This is a genomic window from Burkholderia sp. 22PA0106 (genome assembly GCF_047497155.1).
In the GTDB taxonomy this organism is placed as follows: domain Bacteria; phylum Pseudomonadota; class Gammaproteobacteria; order Burkholderiales; family Burkholderiaceae; genus Burkholderia.
On record NZ_CP163163.1, the window covers coordinates 104,196 to 126,139 of the forward strand.

Below are 21,944 nucleotides of genomic sequence, written 5' to 3' on the forward strand. Positions count from 1 at the left end.
GCCGCCCGGTTCGTTTTCCGGGGCGAAATGTGCGCTCCGATCGGTTTTTTCAGTCCGTTTTTTTTCAGATCATTACGCAGATTCGCGACACACGACCATGAACATTGCCATTGCCGGAGCATCGGGCCGTATGGGCCGGATGCTGATCGAAGCGGTTCTCAACGATGCCGACGCGAAGCTGGTCGGCGCGCTCGGCCGCACGGGTTCCGCGCATCTGGGCCAGGACGCCGGCGCGTTCCTCGGCAAGCCGACCGGCGTGATCATTACCGACGACGTCGAGCGCGTGTTCGCCAGCGCCGATTACCTGATCGATTTCACGCGCCCCGACACCACGCTCGGCTATCTCGACGCGGCGCGCCGCCACGGCGTGAAGCTGGTGATCGGCACCACCGGCTTCAGCGAGCCACAGAAGGCGCAATTGCGCGCGGCGGCCGAGCAGGTCGGCATCGTGTTCTCGGCCAACATGAGCGTGGGCGTCAACGTCACGCTCAAGCTGCTCGAATTCGCCGCCAAGCAGTTCGCGCAGGGCTACGACATCGAAATCATCGAGGCGCATCACCGCCACAAGGTCGATGCCCCGTCGGGCACCGCGCTGATGATGGGCGAGACGGTGGCCGCCTCGCTGGGCCGCACGCTCGACGCGTGCGCCGTCTACGGCCGCCACGGCGAAACCGGTGCGCGCGATCCGTCCACCATCGGCTTCGCGGCGATTCGCGGCGGCGACATCGTCGGCGATCACACCGTGCTGTTCGCCGGGATCGGCGAGCGCGTCGAGATCAGCCACAAGTCGTCGAGCCGCGTGTCGTACGCGCAGGGCTCGATGCGCGCGGTGCGCTTCCTCGCGGACAAGCCGGCCGGCCTGTTCGACATGCAGGACGTGCTCGGCCTGCGCTGAGCCGAACGACCGGGAGGCGCGAATGGCGACGGACACCGGTGTGATGCACTACCTTGCGAGCGGCGACGCCGTCACGCATGGCGTCGCCTGGCTGCTGCTGGCGATGTCGGTGGCGAGCTGGTGCTTTCTGCTGCTGAAGGCCTGGACGCTGGTGCGCGCGAAGCGCCAGGGGCCGCCCGCGATCGTCGCGTTCTGGCGCGCCGGTTCGTTCTCCGAAGGGCTGGCGGCGCTGCGCGCCGCCGACCGCGAGCGCGTGTTCGCGCCGCTGGCCGAAGCCGCCCATGAGGCGGCGGCCGCCTCGCCCGCGCTGCTCGGCGCGCGTGTCGATCGGGCCGAACGCGTGCTGCGCGCGGTGCGGCGGGCGTTGCGCCGTTCGCAGCGCCGGCTCGAATTCGGCCTCGTGCTGCTGGCCTCGATCGCCAGCACCGCGCCGTTCGTCGGCTTGCTCGGCACCGTCTGGGGCATCTACCACGCGCTCGGCAGCATCGCCGAAAGCGGTCAGGCGCAGATCGGCAGCGTGGCCGGCCCGGTGGGCGAGGCGCTGATCATGACCGCGTTCGGGCTGGTGGTGGCGATTCCGGCCGTGCTCGCCTACAACATGCTCGGCCGGCTGGTGCGCCAGTTGATCGAGGATCTCGACGGTTTCGCGCGCGATCTGCACGCTTTTGCGGGCAATGAGGCCGGCGATGAACCCGGCCGCGCGTCCGGCGCGCCCCGGGCCTGAACGGGAGCGCGCGATGGCATTCGGCGGACTCGACGATCGCGAACCGGCCGCGCCGATGGCGGACATCAACATGACGCCGCTGATCGACGTGATGCTGGTGCTGCTGGTGATCTTCATCATCACCGCGCCGCTGCTGACGCACGCGATCCGGCTCGACCTGCCGAAGGTGGCCGCCGCGCCGGCCGCCGAGCGGCCCGACACCATCACGCTGTCGATCGACGCCGACGGTCATTTCTTCTGGAACGCCACGCCGCTCGGCTACGACGCGCTGGTTGCGCGCTTTCGCGAGGCCGCCGCGCAGGGCCGCGCGCCCGAACTGCACCTGCGCGCTGCGGCCGCGGCGCGCTACGACACGATCGCGCGCGTGATGGGCGCCGCGCAGGCGGCCGGCTTGTCGCGCATCGGTTTCGTCACCGATCCCGATGCACCGGCCGGGCCGTCGCCCGCACCGGCCGGCGCCGGCGCGCCGTTGGCCGCGCCATCCGCGGCGCCTGCCGCCGCACCACGGAACACGCCGCACCCGGTCGCACCCGGCCATTGAGCCTATGCCGTGTGCGATGGCCTGACGGGCCGGAGCGGACGGTATAATCGACCCTTTCCCCGCGACCCGGGGAGTGCGACTTTCAATCCACTCCAGCCAGCGCGCGCCACGCACGCCGACAGCCAAGCCGAACACACCATGCAAGAACGATACGTACCCGCCGACGTCGAAGCCGCCGTCCAGCAAGACTGGCGCGCTACCGACGCCTACCTGACGAAGGAAGATTCGCAAAAGCCGAAGTTCTTTTGCGTGTCGATGCTGCCTTACCCGTCGGGCAAGCTGCACATGGGTCACGTCCGCAACTACACGATCAACGACGTGATGTACCGCTACTTGCGGATGAACGGCTACAACACGTTGATGCCGATGGGCTGGGATGCATTCGGCATGCCGGCCGAAAACGCCGCGATGGCCAACGGCGTGCCGCCCGCGAAGTGGACCTACGACAACATCAGCTACATGAAGGGCCAGATGCAGTCGATGGGCCTCGCGATCGACTGGTCCCGCGAGATCGCCACCTGCAAGCCCGATTACTACAAGTGGAACCAGTGGCTGTTCCTGAAGATGCTCGAGAAGGGCATCGCATACAAGAAAACAGGCACCGTCAACTGGGACCCGGTCGACCAGACCGTGCTCGCCAACGAGCAGGTGATCGACGGCCGCGGCTGGCGTTCGGGCGCGGTGGTCGAGAAGCGCGAAATCCCGATGTACTACCTGCGCATCACGCAGTACGCCGATGAGCTGCTGAACGATCTCGAAGGCCTCGGCTGGCCCGAGCGCGTCAAGATCATGCAGCAGAACTGGATCGGCAAGAGCTTCGGCGTGAACTTCGGCTTCCCGTACGAGCTCGACGGCGAGCAGAAGCTGCTGCGCGTGTTCACCACGCGCGCCGATACGGTCATGGGCGTCACGTTCTGCGCCGTCGCGGCCGAGCACCCGCTCGCCACGCGCCTGGCCGAAGGCCGCCCGGAGCTGCAGGCCTTCATCGAGGAATGCAAGCAGGGCGGCGTGGCCGAGGCCGACATGGCCACCATGGAAAAGAAGGGCGTTGCCACGGGTTTCTCGGTTAAGCATCCGCTGACCGGCGAGCCGGTGCCGGTGTGGATCGGCAACTACGTGCTGATGAGCTATGGCGAAGGCGCCGTGATGGGCGTGCCCGCGCACGACGAGCGCGATTTCGCGTTCGCCACCAAGTACGCGCTGCCGATCAAGCAGGTGATCGCCGCCGAAGGCGAAACCTATTCGACCGAAGCGTGGCAGGAGTGGTACGGCGACAAGTCGCGCAGCATCTGCATCAACAGCGGCAAGTACGACGGCCTCGGCTACGAAGCGGCCATCGATGCGGTGGCGGCCGACCTGAACGCCGGCGGCTTCGGCGACAAGCAGGTCACCTGGCGCCTGCGCGACTGGGGCGTGTCGCGCCAGCGTTACTGGGGCACCCCGATCCCGATCATCCATTGCCCGTCGTGCGGCGATGTGCCGGTGCCGGAAGCGGATCTGCCGGTGGTGCTGCCGGAAGATCTCGTGCCGGACGGCACGGGCAACCCGCTCGCGAAGTCGGAAGCGTTCGTGAACTGCACGTGCCCGAAGTGCGGCGCGGCCGCGAAGCGCGAAACCGACACGATGGATACCTTCGTCGATTCGTCGTGGTACTTCTCGCGCTACACGGCGCCCGACGCGAACACCATGGTCGATGCGCGCACCGATCACTGGATGCCGATGGATCAATACATCGGCGGCATCGAGCACGCGATCCTGCACTTGCTGTATTCGCGCTTCTGGACCAAGGTCATGCGCGACCTGGGCCTGGTGAAGTTCGGCGAGCCGGCCAAGAACCTGCTGACGCAGGGCATGGTGCTCAACGACACGTTCTACCGCGAAGACGCGGCCGGCAAGAAGACCTGGTACAACCCGGCCGACGTGACGGTCACGCACGACGACAAGGGCCGCCCGGTCGGCGCGGTGCTGAACGCCGACGGCCAGCCGGTGGTGATGGGCGGCATCGAGAAGATGTCGAAGTCGAAGAACAACGGCGTCGATCCGCAACTGCTGATCGACCAGCACGGTGCCGACACGGCCCGCCTGTTCACGATGTTCGCGGCGCCGCCCGAGCAGCAGCTCGAATGGTCGGGCGCCGGCGTGGAAGGCGCGAGCCGCTTCCTGCGCCGCGTCTGGGCGTTCGGCGCGGCCAACCGCGCGGCGCTGGTCGCGCGCGAGGCGTTCGATGCGGCCCAGCTCGACGACACGGCGCGCACGCTGCGCCGCGAGGTTCACGGCGTGCTCAAGCAGGCCGATTTCGACTACCAGCGCCTGCAATACAACACGGTGGTGTCGGCCTCGATGAAGATGCTGAACGCGATCGAAGGCGCCAAGGGCGTGTCGGCCGCCGTGCAGCGCGAAACCTACGGCATCCTGCTGCGCGTGCTGTATCCGGTCGTGCCGCACCTGACCTTCGAGCTGTGGCGCGAACTGGGCTACGCCGACGAATTCGGCACGCTGCTCGACGCGCCCTGGCCGAAGGTCGACGAAGCCGCGCTCGAACAGGCCGAGATCGAACTCGTGCTGCAGATCAACGGCAAGGTGCGTGGCGCCGTGAAGGTTGCCAAGGATGCGGGCCGCGACGTGATCGAAGCCGCCGCGCTCGCCGACGAGGCGTTTGCGAAGTTCAGCGAAGGAAAGCCGGCGAAGAAGGTCATCGTCGTGCCGGGCCGTCTCGTCAACGTCGTGGTCTGACGCGCAGTACGAACCAGCAAGGAGCGAAGGTGATTCGCAGATCGTTTTTGATGGCCGTGGGCAGCGCGGCGCTGCTGTCCGCGTGCGGTTTCCAGTTGCGCGGCACGCAGGATTACGCGTTCAAGCATCTGATGATCGCGGGCGCGCCGCCGGCCGTCGCCGCGCGCCTGCGGCGCATGGTCGAGGGCGGCAGCGATACCAAGATCGTGACGAACCCGGACGCCGCCGATGCGGTGCTGCGCGTGGCCGAAACGCGCGGCACGAGCACGCTGACGCTCGACCAGTTCGGCACGGTCGAGGAATACCAGCTCAACTATTCGCTGAACTACACGCTGACCACGAAAGACGGCGCGTTGCTGATCGCGCCCAGCGTGATCTCGCTGAATCGCGCGATGACCTACAACGCGCAATTCGTGCAGGCGAAGGCGCAGGAGTCCGACCTGCTGTACGCCGACATGCAGAACGACGCCGTCGATCAGTTGACGCGCCGGCTGGCGATCGTGCACACGCTGACGCCGCAGCCGAACGAAGTGGTGCCGGGCGTCGCGCCGCGCGCGCCGCTGCCGCCGCCGCCGCTTTGATCGCGGCGCACTTTCCGATCGTCGTTTTCTTCCGACTGCCGAGCGTTCGAACCGATGCAATTGCGACTTGACGCGCTGGAGCCGCACCTCGCGAAGGGGTTGGCCGGCCTTTACACCGTGTACGGCGACGAGCCGCTGCTGGCGCTGGAGGCATGCGACCGGATTCGCGCCGCCGGGCGGGCGGCCGGCTTTACCGACCGTTCGGTGTTTACCGTCGAGCGCAGTTTCGACTGGAGTTCGCTGCTCGGCGCGACCCAGGCGATGTCGCTGTTCGGCGATCGCCAACTGATCGAGCTGCGCATTCCGTCCGGCAAGCCGGGCAAGGAAGGCGCCGACGCGCTGAAAACCCTGGCCGGTGCGGGCAATCCCGACGTGCTGGTGCTCGTCACGCTGCCGCGGCTCGATGCGGCCACGCAGAAGTCGGCGTGGTTCACCGCGCTGGGCAACGGCGGCGTCGCGTTGAAGATCGATCCGGTCGATCGCACGCAACTGCCGAACTGGATCGGCCAGCGGCTGTCGGCGCAGGGCCAGCGCGTTGCGGCCGGCGAGGACGGGCGCCGCGCGTTGCAGTTCATCGCCGAGCGCGTCGAGGGCAATTTGCTCGCGGCGCACCAGGAAATTCAGAAGCTCGGGCTGCTGTATCCATCGGGCACGCTGAATTTCGAACAGGTGCAGGACGCCGTGCTCAACGTCGCGCGCTACGACGTGTTCAAGCTCAACGAAGCGATGCTGGCCGGCGATGCCGCGCGCCTCGCGCGCATGATCGACGGCCTGAAGGGCGAGGGTGAAGCGCTCGTGCTGGTGCTGTGGGCCGTGGTCGAGGAGTTGCGCACGCTGCTGCGGATCAAGCGCGGCGTCGAGGCCGGCAAGCCGCTCGCGGTGCTGGTGCGCGAGAACCGCGTCTGGGGGCCGCGCGAGCGGCTGATCGGCCCGGCGCTGGCGCGTGTGTCGGAGGTGGTGCTCGAAAAGTCGCTGGCGCTGGCCGCCAAGCTCGACCGCCAGGTCAAGGGCTTGTCCGGCATCGCGCCGGGCGGGCTGCCGCGTGCCGACGAGCCGCCGCCCGATCCTTGGGACGGGCTGTTCCAGCTCGCGATGACGGTGGCCGGCGCGCAGGGCTCGTCGCGCGGCGCGGCCGGCCCGCGCGCGGGTGCGGCAGGACGTCGCCCGGCCTGACGCCGCCGGCTTCGGCAGGCGCGCGCCGGCGCGCATACAATCTTCACTCGCCGCGCCCAAGCCGGGCGGCGGCGCTCATCATCACCACGGCGAGCCGCCGCACGGCGCGGTTGCCATTCCGGATTCGGGTTTCACGATGGATATCGATCAGTACATGTCGGACGTCGGCCGCCGCGCGCGACACGCCTCGCGCGCGATCGCGCGCGCCGACACCGCCGCCAAGAACGCCGCGCTCGCCGCGATTGCCACCGCGATCGAACGCGAGGCCCCGGCGCTGAAGGCCGCCAACGCGCGCGACGTCGAACGTGCGCGCGCGAACGGCCAGGACGCCGCGTTCATCGATCGCCTGACGCTGTCGGACAAGGCGCTGAACACGATGATCGAAGGGCTGCGCCAGGTCGCCGCGCTGGCCGATCCGATCGGCGAGATCTCGAACCTCAAGTTTCGCCCGAGCGGCATCCAGGTCGGCCAGATGCGCGTGCCGCTCGGCGTGATCGGCATCATCTACGAATCGCGGCCGAACGTGACGATCGACGCCGCGGCGCTGTGCCTGAAGTCCGGCAACGCCACCATCCTGCGTGGCGGTTCCGAGGCGCTCGAATCGAACACCGCGCTGGCGAAGCTGATCGGCGAGGGGCTGTCGGCGGCCGGGCTGCCGGCCGACGCCGTGCAGGTGGTCGCCACCGCCGATCGTGCGGCCGTCGGCAAGCTGATCACGATGACCGAATACGTCGACGTGATCGTGCCGCGCGGCGGCAAGAGCCTGATCGAACGGCTGATGCAGGACGCACGCGTGCCGATGATCAAGCACCTCGACGGCATCTGCCACGTGTTCGTCGACGATCGCGCCGATCTGGCCAAGGCGCTCACGGTGTGCGACAACGCCAAGACGCACCGCTACGGCACTTGCAACACCATGGAAACGCTGCTGGTGGCGCGGGGTGTGGCGGCCGCGGTGCTGCCGCCGCTGGGCCGGCTCTATCGCGACAAGTCGGTCGAGCTGCGCGTCGATGCGGCCGCCAGGGCGGTGCTGGAAGCGGCCGGCGTCGGCCCGCTGGTAGATGCCACCGAGGAAGACTGGCGCACCGAATATCTCGCGCCGGTGCTCGCGATCAAGGTGGTCGACGGCCTCGACGCCGCGATCGAGCACATCAACACCTACGGCTCGGCGCACACCGACGCCATCGTCACCGAGGATCACGACCGCGCGATGCGCTTCCTGCGCGAGGTCGATTCGGCCAGCGTGATGGTCAACGCGTCGACGCGTTTCGCCGACGGCTTCGAATACGGCCTCGGCGCCGAAATCGGCATCTCGAACGACAAGCTGCATGCGCGCGGCCCGGTCGGGCTGGAAGGGTTGACCTCGCTGAAATACGTCGTGCTCGGGCACGGCGAGGGCCGGCAGTGATCGCCGCCCGCCACTGACGAACGGACGATTCGATGACGTACCTCTGGGTCAAAACCTTCCACATCGTGCTGATCGCCGCCTGGTTCGCGGGGCTGTTCTATCTGCCGCGCATCTTCGTGAACCTGGCGATGGAAACCGATCCCGGCGCCGTGCGCCGCCTGCTGACGATGGCGCGCAAGCTGTTCCGCTTCATGAGCTTCATTGCCGTGCCGGCGCTGGCGTGCGGGTTGTGGCTCTGGCTGGTGGCCGGCGTCGGCCAGGGGCAGGGCTGGATTCACGCGAAGCTGACGATCGTGCTGCTGCTGATCGGCTATCACGTCTATTGCGGCCACCTGCTGCGCGTGTTCGAGCGCGGCGATAACCGCCGGTCCGACCGCTGGTATCGCTTCTTCAACGAACTGCCGGTGCTTGGCATGCTCGGCGCCGTGGCGCTGGCGGTGATCAAGCCGTTCTGAGGCGGTTTGGCGGAGCCGATCGGCCTCTGCTGCCTCCTCGATACACCTCGACGCCCGCACGGGCCGTGGTCCTCCAAGGGCACGGTTCGCGCGGGCGTTGTGCGTTGGCGGCGCCGAAGAAAAAGAAACGCTCAGGCGTCGCCGCCGGAATCCTCCGGTGCTGCCTCGCGCGCCTCACGCATGCTCCGGCGCTCGCTCGGGCGCACCTCGGCATCGATGCGCCGCCGCACGATGGCGGCCTTGGCGCGGCCGAGCCGATCGACAAGTTCGGGGCCGCGCTGCAGCGCCACGCCCACCGCGAGGATGTCGCCGATCGCCAGATGCGACATGCGCGAGGTCATCGGCGAGAACACGTCGGTTTCCTCGGCGATGTTCGACGCGAGGTTGACGCTGGCGATCTGCGCGAGCGGCGAATGACTGTGCGTGATCGACACCACCTTGGCCCCGCAGGCGAGCGCCGATTTCGCGGCCTCGACGATGTCGCGCGTGCGGCCGGTGTTCGAGATCGCGACGACGATGTCCTGCGGCCCGAGCAGCGCGGCCGACATCGAGAACGTGTGCGGATCGGAATAGGCGACGCTCGGCACGCCGAGCCGGAAGAACTTGTGCTGGATGTCCTGCGCGGCGATGCCCGAGCCGCCCGCGCCGTAGAACTCGATACGCGACGCGCGCGCGAGCAGGGCGATCGCCTCGGCCACGCTGCCGGCCGACAGGCTGTTGCGCACCTCGATCAGCGCGCCGATGGTGCGGTCGAACACCTTGCCGATGATGCCGGGCGCGGGCTCGTCGGGCTCGACGTCGCGATACACCGACGGCACGCCCGGCGCCACGCTTTGCGCGAGGCGGATCTTGAATTCGCGAAAGCCGCTGCAGCCGAGCGCCTGGCAAAAGCGCGCGATGGTCGGCTGGCTGACGCCGGCGCGCGCCGCGAGGTCGGTCATCGACATGTCGAGGATCTCGCGCGGCGCGGCCAGCACGTAATCGGCGAGTTTCTGCTCGGACGGGCGCAACTGCGCGCGCAGCGCTTCGATTCGGGGCAGCATCGGCGGCTCGTTTTGGAAATGACGGATTGTAGTATTACGCACGATGTGTAGAAAAACTACATGATTTTTTGGATCGTTCTAGCTCACAGATAAACCAAATATCAGGGTTTTCACTGATCCATAACCCATGCGTAGCAAGCTTTGTGCAAGATGCGACCGAGCCGATGCTGCGCCGCAAGATTGCAGGCATGTAGTTTTTCTACTAAACTTCGCGGCGATTGGTCGGTCGAACCGGCCTCCCCCCACGATTTCCGATGCCGGCCTCGCCGGCCACAGAGGAGCCGCCCAGCATGGCCTCGCTGCATTCCACCCTCGTGAACGTGACCGAGCGCGTCGTCGCACGCAGCCGTCCCACCCGCACCGCCTACCTTCAACGCATCGATGCCGCGCAAGGCCGTTTCCCGGCGCGCGGCGCGCTGTCGTGCGCCAATCTCGCGCATGGCTTCGCCGGCCTCGAAGGCAACGACAAGTTCGTCATCAAGTCGGTGCGCGAGCCGAACATCGGCATCGTCTCGTCGTACAACGAGATGCTGTCGGCGCATGCGCCGTTTGTCAGCTATCCGGATCTGATCAAGGCGGCCGCGCGCGAGAACGGCGGCGTCGCGCAGTTCGCGGGCGGCGTGCCGGCCATGTGCGATGGCGTCACGCAGGGCAACCCGGGCATGGAGCTGTCGCTGTTCTCGCGCGAGACGATCGCGATGAGCACCGCGATCGCGCTGACGCACAACATGTTCGACGCGGCGCTGTGCCTCGGCATCTGCGACAAGATCGTGCCGGGCCTGCTGATCGGCGCGTTGCAATTCGGCCATCTGCCGACCATCTTCGTGCCGGCCGGCCCGATGACGAGCGGCCTGTCGAACGACGACAAGGCCAAGATCCGCCAGCAGTTCGCCACCGGCCAGGTGGGCCGCGACGCGCTGCTCGAAGCCGAATCGGCCGCCTATCACGGCCACGGCACCTGCACGTTCTACGGCACCGCCAACAGCAACCAGATGCTGATGGAAGTGATGGGTCTGCATCTGCCGGGCTCGGCGTTCGTGCATCCGCACACGCCGCTGCGCGACGCGCTGACGGCCGCGGCCGCGCACCGCGTGCTCGACCTGACGGTCGAGCGCGGCAGCTACACGCCGATCGGCCATGTAGTCGACGAGAAGGCGGTGATCAACGGCATCGTCGCGCTGCTCGCGACGGGCGGCTCGACCAACCACACGATGCACCTGGTGGCGATCGCGCGCGCGGCCGGCATCCTGATCGACTGGGACGATTTCGACCAGTTGTCGGCCGTGGTGCCGCTGCTCGCCAAGATCTACCCGAACGGCAAGGCCGACGTGAACCATTTCCACGCGGCCGGCGGCGTGGCGTTCCTGGTGCGCAACCTGCTCGAAGGCGGCCTGCTGCACGAGGACGTCACGACCGTGGCCGGCAAGGGTCTGTCGCACTACACGCATGAGCCGAAGCTGATCGACGGCAAGCTCGAATGGGTGCCGGGCGTGGCCGAGAGCCAGGACCCCAAGGTGCTGCGCCCGATCGCCGAGCCGTTCCAGGCCGATGGCGGCCTGCGGTTGATGCAGGGTCGTCTCGGCCGCGGCGTGATCAAGATTTCGGCCGTCGCGCCCGAGCACCGCAAGGTGGTCGCGCCGGCCATCGTGTTCGAATCGCAGGAGGCCGTGCAGGCCGCGTTCGACGCTGGCGAACTGAAGCGCGATTTCGTGGCGGTGGTGCGCTTCCAGGGCGCGCGCGCCAACGGCATGCCCGAGCTGCACCGTTTGACGCCGCTGCTCGGCGTGCTGCAGGATCAGGGCTTCCACGTCGCGCTGGTGACCGACGGGCGCATGTCGGGTGCGTCGGGCAAGGTGCCGGCGGTGATCCACGTCTCGCCCGAGGCGCTGCTCGACGGCCCGCTGGCCAAGGTGCGCACCGGCGACACGATCGTGATCGATGCGCAGGCCGGCATCCTCGACGTCGACGTGGACGCCCAGGCCTGGGCGGCGCGCGAACTGGTGCGCCCGATGCATCAGGCCGACAACGAAGTGGGCTTCGGCCGCGAACTGTTCGGCGTGTTCCGCGCGGCGGCGATGCCGGCCGAGGCGGGCGCCTCGGTGTTCGGCGCGCTGGTGGGCGAAACCGCCCGCGCCGGCGTGACGAGCGCGCACTGAGGCCTGCACCGAAGCCCGCATCGAGGCCCTATCGCCCACACAGCTCGCATCGCGGGCATCGAACCCGGCGAGATCCATCCCGTTACAGGAGAAGCAGCAGATGAAAACCATCCACGACATCGTGAAACTCGGCCCGGTGATTCCGGTCCTCGCGTTCGAGACGGTCGAGCAGGGCGAGCATGTCTCGCGCGCGCTGCACGCGGGCGGCGTGAAGGTGCTGGAAATCACGTTGCGCACCGAAGCCGGCCTCAAGGCGATCGAGCGCGCGAGCCAACTGGCCGACGACATCGTGGTCGGCGTGGGCACCATCACGAAGCCCGAGCACTGCGCGCTCGCCAAGAAGGCCGGCGCGCAGTTCGGCGTGTCGCCGGGCCTGACCCGCGCGATGCACGAGGCCGCCCAGGACGCGGGCCTGCCGCTGCTGCCGGGCGTCATGACGCCGACCGATATCATCGCCGCGCTCGAACTCGGCTATGAATTGGTCAAGTTCTTCCCGGCCCAGCAAGCCGGCGGCATTCCGATGCTGCAGGCGTTCCACGGCCCGTTCCCGACGCTGAAGTTCTGCCCGACGGGCGGCATCAGCGCGCAGTCGGCGCCCGATTTCCTCAAGCAGCCGAACGTGGTGTGCGTCGGCGGCTCGTGGCTCACGCCGAAGGCGGCGCTGGCCGCGCAGGACTGGGCCGAAGTCACGCGCCTCGCGCAGGCGGCCAGCCAACTGACGCGCTAAGGCGCGCCGGCTCGCTTCTGAAGTCGAGCGGGACCGATGGTTGCATCCGCGACCATCGGTCCCGCCGCGCTGTGGCCGCGCCCGCCGCCTCTGCCTCCCGAGCCTCGCATTCGCGAGGCGAAACCGGCCGCCATCCCCTATAGTTGAGCCGCGAGATTGCGACATGACGCCGCACTTCCGAGGCGCGGCGCAACTCGCCCGATTCTTCAGACTTTCGGCCTTTTTCTAGGGGTTTATGCGCATGGAACCGGTTCTATCGCGCCGATTAAAACGAAAGTAGAATTCAGCGTCCTGTCGGGCGCGTCAGGTTCGCGCGCGCAGGCCCATAGAAGAATGGCCGGGTGTCGTGGTGCGTCGGCCCGGTTCCAATAATCGCTAGGAGGAGTTCATGGGTGCTGTTCAAGGCAGCGGGCTGCTGTGGTGCACGGTGATCGCGATCGTATTGCTGATCGTGATGATCGCACGCTTCAAGATCTATCCGTTTCTGGTCCTGATCATCGTGTCGCTCGGCCTGGGCGCCGTGGTCGGCATGCCGATGGACAAGATCGTCAAATCGTTCGAAACCGGCAACGGCGGCACGCTGGGTCACATCGCGATCGTGGTCGGCCTCGGCACCATGCTCGGCAAGATGATGGCCGAATCGGGCGGCGCCGAACGGATCGCCGTCACGCTGATCGGCTGGTTCGGCGAGAAGAACATTCACTGGGCGATGATGTGCGTGGCCATCATCATCGGCTTGCCGGTGTTCTTCGAAGTGGGCTTCGTGCTGCTGATCCCGATCGCGTTCAACGTCGCCAAGCGCACCAATAAATCGCTGCTGCTGGTCGGCCTGCCGATGGTGGCCGGCCTGTCGGTCGTGCACGGGCTGATCCCGCCGCACCCGGCCGCGCTGCTCGCGGTGCAGGCGTTCCACGCCGACATCGGCAAGACCATCGCCTACGGCCTGATGGTCGGTGTTCCCACCGCCATCGTCGCCGGCCCGCTGTTCGCGCTGCTGATCCACAAGCACGTCAAGCTGCCGGCGAACAACCCGCTGGCCTCGCAGTTCGTCGATTCGGGCGACCAGGCCAAGCACGACCGCCAACTGCCGGGCTTCGGCATCACGTTGTTTACGATCCTGCTGCCGGTGGTGCTGATGCTGGTCGGCAGTTGGGCCGATCTGGTGTTCGAGCCGAAGACGGTGCCGAACAACCTGCTGCGCTTCGCCGGCAACTCCGACGTGGCGCTGCTGATCGCCGTGCTGGTCAGCTTCTGGACGTTCGGCGCGAAGCAGGGCTTCAACCGTGATCAGATCCAGAAGTTCTGCAGCGAGTGCCTGGCGCCGATCGCCGGCATCACGCTGATCGTCGGCGCGGGCGGCGGCTTCGGCGGCATCCTGCGCGACAGCGGCATCTCCACCCAGATCGTCGAAACGGCCAAGGCCGCGCACCTGTCGCCGCTGCTGCTCGGCTGGTTCGCCGCCGCGCTGATGCGCCTGGCAACCGGCTCCGCCACCGTGGCGATGACGACGGCCTGCGGCATCGTCGCGCCGATCGCCGCGGCCTCGGCCTCGACGGTCAAGCCGGAACTGCTGGTGCTGGCCACCGGCTCGGGTTCGCTGATCTTCTCGCACGTCAATGACGGCGGGTTCTGGCTGATCAAGGAATATTTCGGAATGACGGTCGGTCAGACGTTCAAGACCTGGTCCCTGCTCGAAACCATCATTTCGCTGATGGGCCTGGGTCTGACGATGGCGCTGGCCACCGTCCTGTAACAGCAACAAGGGGTAGTCAATGATTTTGATCGCAATGGGCGTCTCGGGCGCCGGCAAGTCGCGCATCGGCGAGCTGCTGGCGGAGCGTCTCGGATGTACGTTCACCGACGGCGACGCGTTTCACAGCGCCGCCAACAAGGAGAAGATGCATCAGGGCATTCCGCTGACCGACGACGACCGCTGGCCGTGGCTGAAGTCGATCCGCACGGCGATCGAGGCGAAGCAGCAGGCCGGCGAAACGGCCGTGTTCACCTGCTCGTCGCTCAAGCGGGCGTATCGCGACGTGCTGCGCGGTGGCGACCGCGACGTGCGCTTCGTCTATCTGCACGGCAGCTTCGAGGTGCTGACCGAGCGACTGAAGACGCGCACCGGCCACTTCTTCGATCCGAAGCTGCTGAAAAGCCAGCTCGATACGCTCGAAGTGCCGGGCGACGACGAAGCGGTGCAGGTCAGCATCGAGCAGACGCCCGAGCAGATGGTAGACGAGGTGCTGAAAAAGCTCGGCCTTTCCGCGCAATCCTGAGCGTTCCGGCGATCGGAATCGGCGTGGCCCATCGCGGGCCGCGCTCATGAAAAAAGCGCCCGGCGGCGAAAGCCCCGGGCGCTTTGTCTTTGGCGCGAACGGCGTGCGGCCCGGCCGGCGACGGCGGGCCGCGCCGGTGTTACGCGATGCGCTTGGCCAGTTCGACGGCCTTGCCGATGTACGAGCCGGGCGTCATGGCCAGCAGCAGGTCCTTGGCGTCTTGCGGGATCGCCAGGCCGCCGACGAATTCCTGCAGCGCTTCGCGTGTGATGCCCTTGCCGCGCGTCAGTTCCTTCAGTTGCTCGTACGGGTTCTCGATGCCGTAGCGGCGCATGACCGTCTGCACCGGCTCGGCCAGCACTTCCCAGCAGTTGTCGAGATCTTCGTTCAGGCGCGAGGGGTTCACCTCGAGCTTGTCGAGGCCGCGCGTCAGCGCGTCGTAGGCGAGCAGCGAGTAGCCGAACGCGACGCCGATGTTGCGCAGCACCGTCGAATCGGTCAGGTCGCGCTGCCAGCGCGACACCGGCAGCTTCTCGGACAGATGGCGCAGCGTGGCGTTGGCTAGGCCCAGGTTGCCTTCCGAGTTCTCGAAATCGATCGGGTTGACCTTGTGCGGCATGGTCGACGAGCCGATTTCGCCGGCCTTGGTGCGCTGCTTGAAGTAGCCGAGCGCGATGTAGCCCCACACGTCGCGGTCGAGGTCGAGCAGGATCGTGTTGGCGCGCGCCACGGCGTCGAACAGCTCGGCCATGTAGTCGTGCGGTTCGATCTGGATCGTGTACGGGTTGAAGCTGAGCTTCAGGCGGTTTTCGACCACGTCCTTCGAGAACGCTTCCCAGTCGAACGTCGGGTAGGCCGACAGGTGCGCGTTGAAGTTGCCGACCGCGCCGTTCATCTTGCCGAGCAGCTCGACCTTGGCGATGCGATCGATGGCGCGCGCCAGGCGGGCCGCGACGTTGGCGATTTCCTTGCCGAGCGTGGTCGGGCTGGCCGGCTGGCCGTGGGTGCGCGACAGCATCGGCTGTTCGGCCTGGGCGTGCGCGAGCGCGACGAGGCGCTGATGCACGGTGCGCAGCGCCGGGACGATCACGTTGTCGCGCGCGCCGGCGAGCATCATGCCGTGCGAGGTGTTGTTGATGTCTTCCGAGGTGCAGGCGAAGTGGATGAATTCGCTGGCGCGCTCCAGCTCCGGCTGGCCCTTGACCGATTCCTTGAGCCAGTATTCGACGGCCTTCACGTCATGGTTCGTGACGCGCTCGATATCCTTGATGCGCGCCGCGTCGTGGGCCGTGAAGCGCTCGACCAGTTGCAGCAGGAATTGCTCGGACGCTTCCGAGAAGCGCGGCACTTCGGCGAAACCGGCGCGCGACAGCGCGATCAGCCAATGGACCTCGACGGTCACGCGATGGCGCATGAACGCCGCTTCGGAGAGCCAGTCGCGCAGGGCTTCCGTCTTGCTGGCGTAGCGGCCGTCGAGCGGCGACAGCGCGGTGAGGGCGAAAAGGGTGTCGGGGCGGGTGTCGGACATGATGGGGCGGCCGGTCGGGCGTGGAGAAGGTAACCCGGAATTTTACCATCGGCGGGGGGCGGGTCCGGCGGCGCATCATGCGGGCTGCCCGGTGGGGGGCGGTTGTTGGCGCGGGGAAGGCTGCCGGGGCGTGGCTTGATCGGAGCCGGGTGGCAGTCGGAAGGCGGCCGGGTCGTGGCTCGGTCGGAGTCGGGTGGCAGTTGGAAGGCGGTCGGGTCGTGGCTCGGCCGCGGTCGGTTGTCAGTTGGGCGGCGGCTGGTTGATGGCTCGGTCATGGCCGGTTGATGGCCTCGCCCACAAAAATGCGGACAGGCCCCCTCGCCGCAGCCAACCGGCCGCCTTCCCCGGCGAGGCCTACTCGGTCGCGTGCGCCGTATGCAGCGCGCCGCCGGCCGCGCCGCTCGACGCCGTGCTGGCCCAGCCGAGCCATTGCGTGCGCAGCATCACCACCAGCCCGCAGGCGACGGTGGCCAGCGCGCCGAACGTCGCGAAGCCGAGCTGGTAGCTGCCGGTGCTTTCCTTGGCGATGCCCATGATGACGGGCAGATAGAAGCCGCCGATGCCGCCGGCCGCGCCGACGATCCCCGACAGCAGCCCGGTGCGGCCGCGCCAGCGGTGCGGCACGAGCTGGAACGTCGAGCCGTTGCCGAGCCCGAAGGCCAGATACAGGCACACCAGCAGCGCGATGCCCCCCGCGAGCGGCGGCATCCAGGCGGCGAACGCGAAATCGGCCGCCGCGATCGCGGCCAGCAGCACGATCAGCGCGCGCACGCCCGTCACGCGGTCGGCCAGATAGCCGCCGAACGGCCGCACGATCGCGCCGAGAAACGCCAGCAGCGACATGAACAGGCCCGCTTCGATCTTCGGCATCTGATAGAGGTTGGTCAGCAGCAGCGTGACGTACGAGGACATGCCGACGAAGCCGCCGAACGTGATGCTGTAGACCAGCATCACGACCCACGTATCGCGTTCGGCCAGCACCTTGCGGTAATGCGCGGGCAGCACCAGGATCGCCAGCAGCGCGCCGAGCACCGGCAACAGCAGCACGCCCGTCTTGCCCGCGCCGAACAACCCGGCGTGAACCGCCAGCACCAGCGCCAGCAGGCCGGCCAGCGAGATCGCGAACGCCGCGAGCGCGCGCGGCGTGCTGCCGCTTTTCTCGCCGCGATCCTCGGCCCACGCGAACAGCGCGAAGCCGGCGATCGCCAGCAGCGGCAGCGCGGCGGCGGTCGACATCTTCCAGCCGAGCGCGGCGGCCAGATGCGGGAACAGGAAACCGTCGAGCACCGCGCCGATGTTGCCGGCCGCGGCCAGCCCGAGCACCAGCCCCTGCACCTTCGGCGGATAGCTGCTGCCCGCCATCGGCAGCGCCACCGCGAAGCTCGCGCCGCCGATGCCGAGGAACACGCCGAGCACCAGCAGCAGCGTGTAGGACGGCGCGCCCGGCACGAACGGCAGCACCACGGCCGGGATCGCCGACAGCAGCACGCCCATCAGCGCGATGCGTCGGCCGTCGGTCGACTGATAGAGGTTGCCGAGCGTGACGCGCAGGATCGCCGCCGCCAGCACCGGCACCGCGACCAGGAAGCCCTGCTGGGCCGCCGTCATCGTGAGGTCCTTGCCGATGAACGGCGCGAGCGGGCCGTACAGCACCCAGACCGTGAAGCCCGTGTCGAAATACAGGAAGCAGGCCAGCAGGGAGCGCCAGTTGCCGCTCGCGAGCGAAGCGCGGAGGGAAGTCGTCATCGGGGGCCTCTGAAATGGGCGGTCGGTCGATGGGCGGATCGGCGAAACCGGACGCCGCTGCCCGAGGCCGCTATCCGCAAGCTTCATGCCATTGGCGTGCATGTTTCGAGGGGTCGGTGCGGGATCGCGCGCGGGGGGCGGATTACGGCCCGGACAGCGAGGCGGGCCGGGATACGCGCGGCCGTTGCGGCGCCCGCTTCGCGCACCATGCCCGCCGGGTGGCTGCGCGAACCTGGCGCGCGTGCGGCACCGCACCAGTGCAGCCGGATCGCTTCGGTGCGCGGCTACAATGCGGGCTCCACACTCGTCGCGCAGCAAGGTCCGCATGGAACTGAAATGGCTGGAAGACTTCGTCTCGCTCGCGGAGACGCGCAGCTTCAGCCGGTCGGCGGAGCTGCGGCACGTCTCGCAGCCGGCGTTCTCGCGGCGCATCCAGGCGCTCGAAGCCTGGCTCGGCACCGAGCTGATCGACCGTTCCGTCTATCCCACGCGGCTCACGCAGGCCGGCCAGGTGTTTCTCGAACAGGCGCTGACCATGCTGTCGCAGGCGCACGAGGCGCGCACGCTGCTGCGCGGGCACGCGGTGGCGCCGGTGCCGACCATCGAGTTCGCGGTGCCGCACACGCTCTCGCTGACCTATTTCCCGTTCTGGCTGCAGCGCATCGAGGCCAAGCTCGGGCCGGTGCATACGCGGCTGCGCGCGCTGAACGTGCACGATGCGGTGCTGTCGCTGGTGGAAGGCGGCTGCGACCTGGTGATGGGCTATCACCATCCGAGCCACCCGGTCGCGCTCGACCCGGCGCGCTACGACATGCTCACGCTCGGCATGGAGCCGATCAGCCCGTTCTCGGCGCCGCTGCGCGCCGGGCGGCCGCGCTACACGCTGCCCGGCGACGCCGATGCGCCGGTGCCGTACCTCTCCTACACGCCGAACGCCTATCTGGGCCGGATGACCGAGGTGATCATCGCCAATGCGCGCGAGCCGCTGTATCTCGATCGTGTTTATGAGACGGACATGGCCGAAGGGCTGAAGGCGATGGCGCTGGCCGGGCACGGCGTGGCGTTCCTGCCGCACAGCGCGGTGGAGGATGCCGTGGCGGGCGGCGCGCTGATCCGGCTCGATCGGCCGGCCCGCGCCGGCGCCGCGCAGCCGTTCACGCTGAACATGGAGATCCGGCTCTACCGCGACAAGCTCGCCGCGCAAGGCGACGATGCCCGCCACGCGCTGGTGCGCGCGCTGTGGGATGCCGTGAGCGAGGAACTGGCGCAGCGCGCGCGCTGAATCCCGCGCGGCCGGTGAGGTTACTCGGCGCGCACCGCCCGCGTGCGTCGGTTCGAAGGCATGCGGATTGCTGGCGTTCATGCCGGGAACACGCGCTTTGCCCAGCAATAGCGCGATCATGCAAAAAACGCATAATCGAATAAGCAAACGGCATTGGATTTCGAAAATGCGTTTTTCGACAATGGCGTCATTCGCTGACCGTTGGAGAATCCATGTCTTCGCAACCGCAGTCCCCGTCCCCCGTGCAATCCGTGCCGTCCTACCTGAACGCCGAGGCGTTGGGCCCGTGGGGCAACTACCTGCAGCAGGTCGATCGCGTCGCGCCGTACCTCGGCTCGCTGTCGCGCTGGCTCGAAACGCTGAAGCGCCCGAAGCGCATCCTGATCGTCGACGTGCCGATCGAACTCGATAACGGCACGGTGGCCCACTTCGAGGGCTATCGCGTGCAGCACAACGTGTCGCGCGGCCCGGGCAAGGGCGGCATCCGTTATCACCAGGACGTGACGCTGTCGGAAGTGATGGCACTGTCGGCGTGGATGTCGGTCAAGAATGCGGCCGTCAACGTGCCGTACGGCGGTGCGAAGGGCGGCATCCGCGTCGACCCGCGCAAGCTCTCGCGCGGCGAGCTCGAACGCATGACGCGCCGCTACACCAGCGAGATCGGCATCATCATCGGGCCGAACACGGACATTCCGGCGCCCGACGTCAACACCAATGAACAGGTGATGGCGTGGATGATGGACACCTACTCGATGAACCAGGGCCAAACCGCCACCGGCGTCGTGACCGGCAAGCCGATCACGCTGGGCGGCTCGCTCGGCCGTCGTGAAGCGACCGGCCGCGGCGTGTTCGTGGTCGGCTGCGAAGCGGCCAAGAAGAAGGGCGTCGCCATCGAAGGCGCGCGCATCGCCGTGCAGGGCTTCGGCAACGTCGGCGGGATCGCCGGCCGGCTGTTCCAGGAAGCGGGCGCGAAGGTCATCACGGTGCAGGATCACACCGGCACGATCTATCAGCCGGCCGGCCTCGACGCGTACAAGCTGCTCGATCATGTGGCGCGTACCGGCGGCGTGGCGGGCTTCGGAGGCGCCGAATCGATTCCGAACGACGAGTTCTGGACCATCGAAACCGAAATCCTGATCCCGGCCGCGCTGGAAAACCAGATCACCGAGAAGAACGCCGGCAAGATCCGCACGAAGATCGTCGTGGAAGGCGCGAACGGCCCGACCACCACGGCGGCCGACGACATCCTGGCGGCCAACGGCACGCTGGTGATCCCCGACGTGATCGCCAACGCCGGCGGCGTGACCGTGTCGTACTTCGAATGGGTGCAGGATTTCTCGAGCTTCTTCTGGACCGAGGACGAGATCAACCTGCGTCTCGAACGCATCATGCGCGAAGCGTTCGGCGGCGTCTGGGCGGTGTCGGAAGAGCACGGCGTGACGGTGCGTACGGCCGCCTTCATCGTGGCGTGCAAACGCATCCTGCAAGCGCGCGAAATGCGCGGTCTCTACCCCTGATCGACGCCTTCGGGCGACGATCCACCCGGTGCCGCGGCTACCCGCCGAGGCACCTTCTCGAAGCGGGCAGCGCCGAATCCGGCGCTGCCCGCTTCGGCGCATCTATATGGCCGACTTGGGCGCATTTCACGCGGCTGCGAACGGTCGTTGCACAATAAAAACAGTGGTTAACAATAATTACTTTCAAAAAAATTACTTTGCTAGACTGGCGCCGGTTAGCCCAAGGAGATACCAGATGAATTTCAAAAAAGCGCTGCTGATGGCCGCCGCTCTCGCCACGTTCGCGGGTGGGGCCGTGGCGCAAGAAACCGGGACGCTGAAGAAGATCAAGGACACCGGCGTGATCGCTCTCGGCCACCGCGAGTCGTCGATCCCGTTTTCGTACTACGACCAAAGCCAGAACGTGATCGGGTACGCGCGTGACTTCCAGATGAAGATCGTCGACGCCGTGAAGAAGAAGCTGAGCCTGCCGAACCTGCAGGTGAAGAACATTCCGGTCACGTCGCAGAACCGCATTCCGCTGGTGCAGAACGGCACCGTCGACATCGAATGCGGCTCGACCACCAACAACCTCGACCGCCAGAAGCAGGCCGCCTTCTCGACCACTTACTTCGTGATCGGCACGCGCCTGATGACCTCGAAGGATTCGGGCGTGAAGGACTTCGCCGACCTGAAGGGCAAGACCGTCGTGACGACTGCCGGCACCACGTCGGAACGCCTGCTGCGCGCGATGAACAACGACAAGCAGATGGGCATGAACATCATCAGCGCGAAGGATCACGGCGAATCGTTCCAGACGCTGGAAACGGGTCGCGCCGTGGCGTTCATGATGGACGACGCGCTGCTGGCAGGCGAACGCGCCAAGGCCAAGAAGCCGGACAACTGGGTGATCGTCGGCACGCCGCAATCGGAAGAAGCCTACGGCTGCATGATGCGCAAGGACGATCCGGCGTTCAAGAAGGTGGTCGACGATTCGATCACCGAACTCGAGAAGTCGGGCGACGCCGCCAAGCTCTACACGAAGTGGTTCGAGAATCCGATTCCGCCGAAGGGCCTGAATCTGAACTTCCCGCTGTCGGATTCGATGAAGAAGCTGTACGCGAACCCGAACGACAAGGCGCTCGACTAAACCCGAGCCGGTTTCACACCTTGCTCTGAC

General features: G+C 67.4%; 18 protein-coding genes. 15 read left to right on the top strand and 3 right to left on the bottom strand.

From position 1 onward, the window contains the following. Positions 1-97 precede the first annotated feature (97 nt). From dapB to AB4850_RS15455, 8 genes are all read left to right on the top strand, one after another. A complete protein-coding gene (dapB, locus tag AB4850_RS15420) occupies positions 98-895 on the top strand; it encodes a 4-hydroxy-tetrahydrodipicolinate reductase (RefSeq protein WP_414443904.1) in 798 nt (265 codons plus the stop codon). A 22-nt stretch (positions 896-917) separates the two neighbouring features. Next, a complete protein-coding gene (locus AB4850_RS15425; RefSeq protein ID WP_414443905.1) occupies positions 918-1,619 on the top strand; it encodes a MotA/TolQ/ExbB proton channel family protein in 702 nt (233 codons plus the stop codon). A gap of 13 nt (positions 1,620-1,632) precedes the next feature. Then, complete coding sequence (locus AB4850_RS15430; protein ID WP_414443906.1) at positions 1,633-2,160, top strand: ExbD/TolR family protein; 528 nt, start codon at positions 1,633-1,635, stop codon at positions 2,158-2,160. A gap of 138 nt (positions 2,161-2,298) precedes the next feature. Further along, entirely contained in the window at positions 2,299-4,893 is a 2,595-nt protein-coding gene (leuS, locus tag AB4850_RS15435) for a leucine--tRNA ligase (protein ID WP_414443907.1), read from the top strand. Between the two features lie 29 nt (positions 4,894-4,922). After that, on the top strand, positions 4,923-5,474 hold the full coding sequence (gene lptE, locus AB4850_RS15440; RefSeq protein ID WP_414443908.1) for an LPS assembly lipoprotein LptE: 552 nt from the start codon (positions 4,923-4,925) through the stop codon (positions 5,472-5,474). A 54-nt stretch (positions 5,475-5,528) separates the two neighbouring features. Beyond that, positions 5,529-6,647: a DNA polymerase III subunit delta gene (holA, locus tag AB4850_RS15445; protein ID WP_414443909.1), complete on the top strand. Its 1,119-nt coding sequence runs from the start codon at positions 5,529-5,531 to the stop codon at positions 6,645-6,647. A 136-nt stretch (positions 6,648-6,783) separates the two neighbouring features. Then, positions 6,784-8,055 (top strand): glutamate-5-semialdehyde dehydrogenase, encoded by a 1,272-nt coding sequence (locus AB4850_RS15450; RefSeq protein ID WP_414443910.1) that lies wholly within the window; start codon positions 6,784-6,786, stop codon positions 8,053-8,055. A 32-nt stretch (positions 8,056-8,087) separates the two neighbouring features. Further along, positions 8,088-8,510, top strand: a complete 423-nt coding sequence (locus AB4850_RS15455) for a CopD family protein (RefSeq protein ID WP_414443911.1) — start codon at positions 8,088-8,090, stop codon at positions 8,508-8,510. Between the two features lie 131 nt (positions 8,511-8,641). Here the strand turns inward: AB4850_RS15455 and AB4850_RS15460 are convergent, their stop codons facing one another. Then, entirely contained in the window at positions 8,642-9,553 is a 912-nt protein-coding gene (locus AB4850_RS15460) for a MurR/RpiR family transcriptional regulator (RefSeq protein ID WP_414443912.1), read from the bottom strand. Positions 9,554-9,843: 290 nt separating this feature from the next. Between AB4850_RS15460 and edd the strand changes: the two genes are divergently transcribed. The 4 genes from edd (at position 9,844) to AB4850_RS15480 (ending at position 14,712) form a co-directional block, all read left to right on the top strand. After that, positions 9,844-11,709, top strand: a complete 1,866-nt coding sequence (gene edd / locus AB4850_RS15465) for a phosphogluconate dehydratase (RefSeq protein ID WP_414443913.1) — start codon at positions 9,844-9,846, stop codon at positions 11,707-11,709. A 100-nt stretch (positions 11,710-11,809) separates the two neighbouring features. Further along, a complete protein-coding gene (gene eda, locus AB4850_RS15470; protein ID WP_414443914.1) occupies positions 11,810-12,436 on the top strand; it encodes a bifunctional 4-hydroxy-2-oxoglutarate aldolase/2-dehydro-3-deoxy-phosphogluconate aldolase in 627 nt (208 codons plus the stop codon). A 388-nt stretch (positions 12,437-12,824) separates the two neighbouring features. Continuing rightward, on the top strand, positions 12,825-14,189 hold the full coding sequence (locus AB4850_RS15475) for a gluconate:H+ symporter (protein WP_414443915.1): 1,365 nt from the start codon (positions 12,825-12,827) through the stop codon (positions 14,187-14,189). A gap of 19 nt (positions 14,190-14,208) precedes the next feature. Continuing rightward, on the top strand, positions 14,209-14,712 hold the full coding sequence (locus AB4850_RS15480) for a gluconokinase (RefSeq protein WP_414443916.1): 504 nt from the start codon (positions 14,209-14,211) through the stop codon (positions 14,710-14,712). A 139-nt stretch (positions 14,713-14,851) separates the two neighbouring features. Here AB4850_RS15480 and purB read toward each other — a convergent pair whose 3' ends face one another. Together purB and AB4850_RS15490 are read right to left on the bottom strand one after the other, a co-directional pair. Continuing rightward, positions 14,852-16,240 carry an adenylosuccinate lyase gene (gene purB / locus AB4850_RS15485; protein ID WP_414443917.1) on the bottom strand — a complete coding sequence of 463 codons (1,389 nt, stop codon included), beginning with the start codon at positions 16,238-16,240 and terminating at the stop codon, positions 14,852-14,854. 354 nt (positions 16,241-16,594) lie between these two features. Continuing rightward, positions 16,595-17,986 (bottom strand): MFS transporter, encoded by a 1,392-nt coding sequence (locus AB4850_RS15490; protein WP_414443918.1) that lies wholly within the window; start codon positions 17,984-17,986, stop codon positions 16,595-16,597. A gap of 325 nt (positions 17,987-18,311) precedes the next feature. Here AB4850_RS15490 and AB4850_RS15495 point away from each other — a divergent pair, with 325 nt between their 5' ends. From AB4850_RS15495 to AB4850_RS15505, 3 genes are all read left to right on the top strand, one after another. Next, positions 18,312-19,268, top strand: coding sequence for a LysR family transcriptional regulator (locus tag AB4850_RS15495; protein ID WP_414443919.1), 957 nt, complete (start codon positions 18,312-18,314; stop codon positions 19,266-19,268). A gap of 212 nt (positions 19,269-19,480) precedes the next feature. Further along, positions 19,481-20,785 carry a Glu/Leu/Phe/Val family dehydrogenase gene (locus AB4850_RS15500; protein WP_414443920.1) on the top strand — a complete coding sequence of 435 codons (1,305 nt, stop codon included), beginning with the start codon at positions 19,481-19,483 and terminating at the stop codon, positions 20,783-20,785. A gap of 235 nt (positions 20,786-21,020) precedes the next feature. Then, positions 21,021-21,914, top strand: a complete 894-nt coding sequence (locus tag AB4850_RS15505) for a glutamate/aspartate ABC transporter substrate-binding protein (protein ID WP_414443921.1) — start codon at positions 21,021-21,023, stop codon at positions 21,912-21,914. Positions 21,915-21,944: the final 30 nt, after the last annotated feature.

What these genes read in the sequence shown, in the direction of transcription:
- leuS (WP_414443907.1), top strand. Translation starts at nt 2,299, where the DNA reads ATGCAAGAACGATACGTACCCGCCGACGTCGAAGCCGCCGTCCAGCAA.
- AB4850_RS15425 (WP_414443905.1), top strand. Translation starts at nt 918, where the DNA reads ATGGCGACGGACACCGGTGTGATGCACTACCTTGCGAGCGGCGACGCC.
- AB4850_RS15450 (WP_414443910.1), top strand. Translation starts at nt 6,784, where the DNA reads ATGGATATCGATCAGTACATGTCGGACGTCGGCCGCCGCGCGCGACAC.
- AB4850_RS15490 (WP_414443918.1), bottom strand. Translation starts at nt 17,986, where the DNA reads ATGACGACTTCCCTCCGCGCTTCGCTCGCGAGCGGCAACTGGCGCTCC.
- AB4850_RS15480 (WP_414443916.1), top strand. Translation starts at nt 14,209, where the DNA reads ATGATTTTGATCGCAATGGGCGTCTCGGGCGCCGGCAAGTCGCGCATC.
- AB4850_RS15460 (WP_414443912.1), bottom strand. Translation starts at nt 9,553, where the DNA reads ATGCTGCCCCGAATCGAAGCGCTGCGCGCGCAGTTGCGCCCGTCCGAG.
- eda (WP_414443914.1), top strand. Translation starts at nt 11,810, where the DNA reads ATGAAAACCATCCACGACATCGTGAAACTCGGCCCGGTGATTCCGGTC.
- AB4850_RS15500 (WP_414443920.1), top strand. Translation starts at nt 19,481, where the DNA reads ATGTCTTCGCAACCGCAGTCCCCGTCCCCCGTGCAATCCGTGCCGTCC.
- AB4850_RS15495 (WP_414443919.1), top strand. Translation starts at nt 18,312, where the DNA reads ATGGAACTGAAATGGCTGGAAGACTTCGTCTCGCTCGCGGAGACGCGC.
- AB4850_RS15475 (WP_414443915.1), top strand. Translation starts at nt 12,825, where the DNA reads ATGGGTGCTGTTCAAGGCAGCGGGCTGCTGTGGTGCACGGTGATCGCG.
- purB (WP_414443917.1), bottom strand. Translation starts at nt 16,240, where the DNA reads ATGTCCGACACCCGCCCCGACACCCTTTTCGCCCTCACCGCGCTGTCG.
- AB4850_RS15455 (WP_414443911.1), top strand. Translation starts at nt 8,088, where the DNA reads ATGACGTACCTCTGGGTCAAAACCTTCCACATCGTGCTGATCGCCGCC.
- edd (WP_414443913.1), top strand. Translation starts at nt 9,844, where the DNA reads ATGGCCTCGCTGCATTCCACCCTCGTGAACGTGACCGAGCGCGTCGTC.
- AB4850_RS15505 (WP_414443921.1), top strand. Translation starts at nt 21,021, where the DNA reads ATGAATTTCAAAAAAGCGCTGCTGATGGCCGCCGCTCTCGCCACGTTC.
- holA (WP_414443909.1), top strand. Translation starts at nt 5,529, where the DNA reads ATGCAATTGCGACTTGACGCGCTGGAGCCGCACCTCGCGAAGGGGTTG.
- dapB (WP_414443904.1), top strand. Translation starts at nt 98, where the DNA reads ATGAACATTGCCATTGCCGGAGCATCGGGCCGTATGGGCCGGATGCTG.
- AB4850_RS15430 (WP_414443906.1), top strand. Translation starts at nt 1,633, where the DNA reads ATGGCATTCGGCGGACTCGACGATCGCGAACCGGCCGCGCCGATGGCG.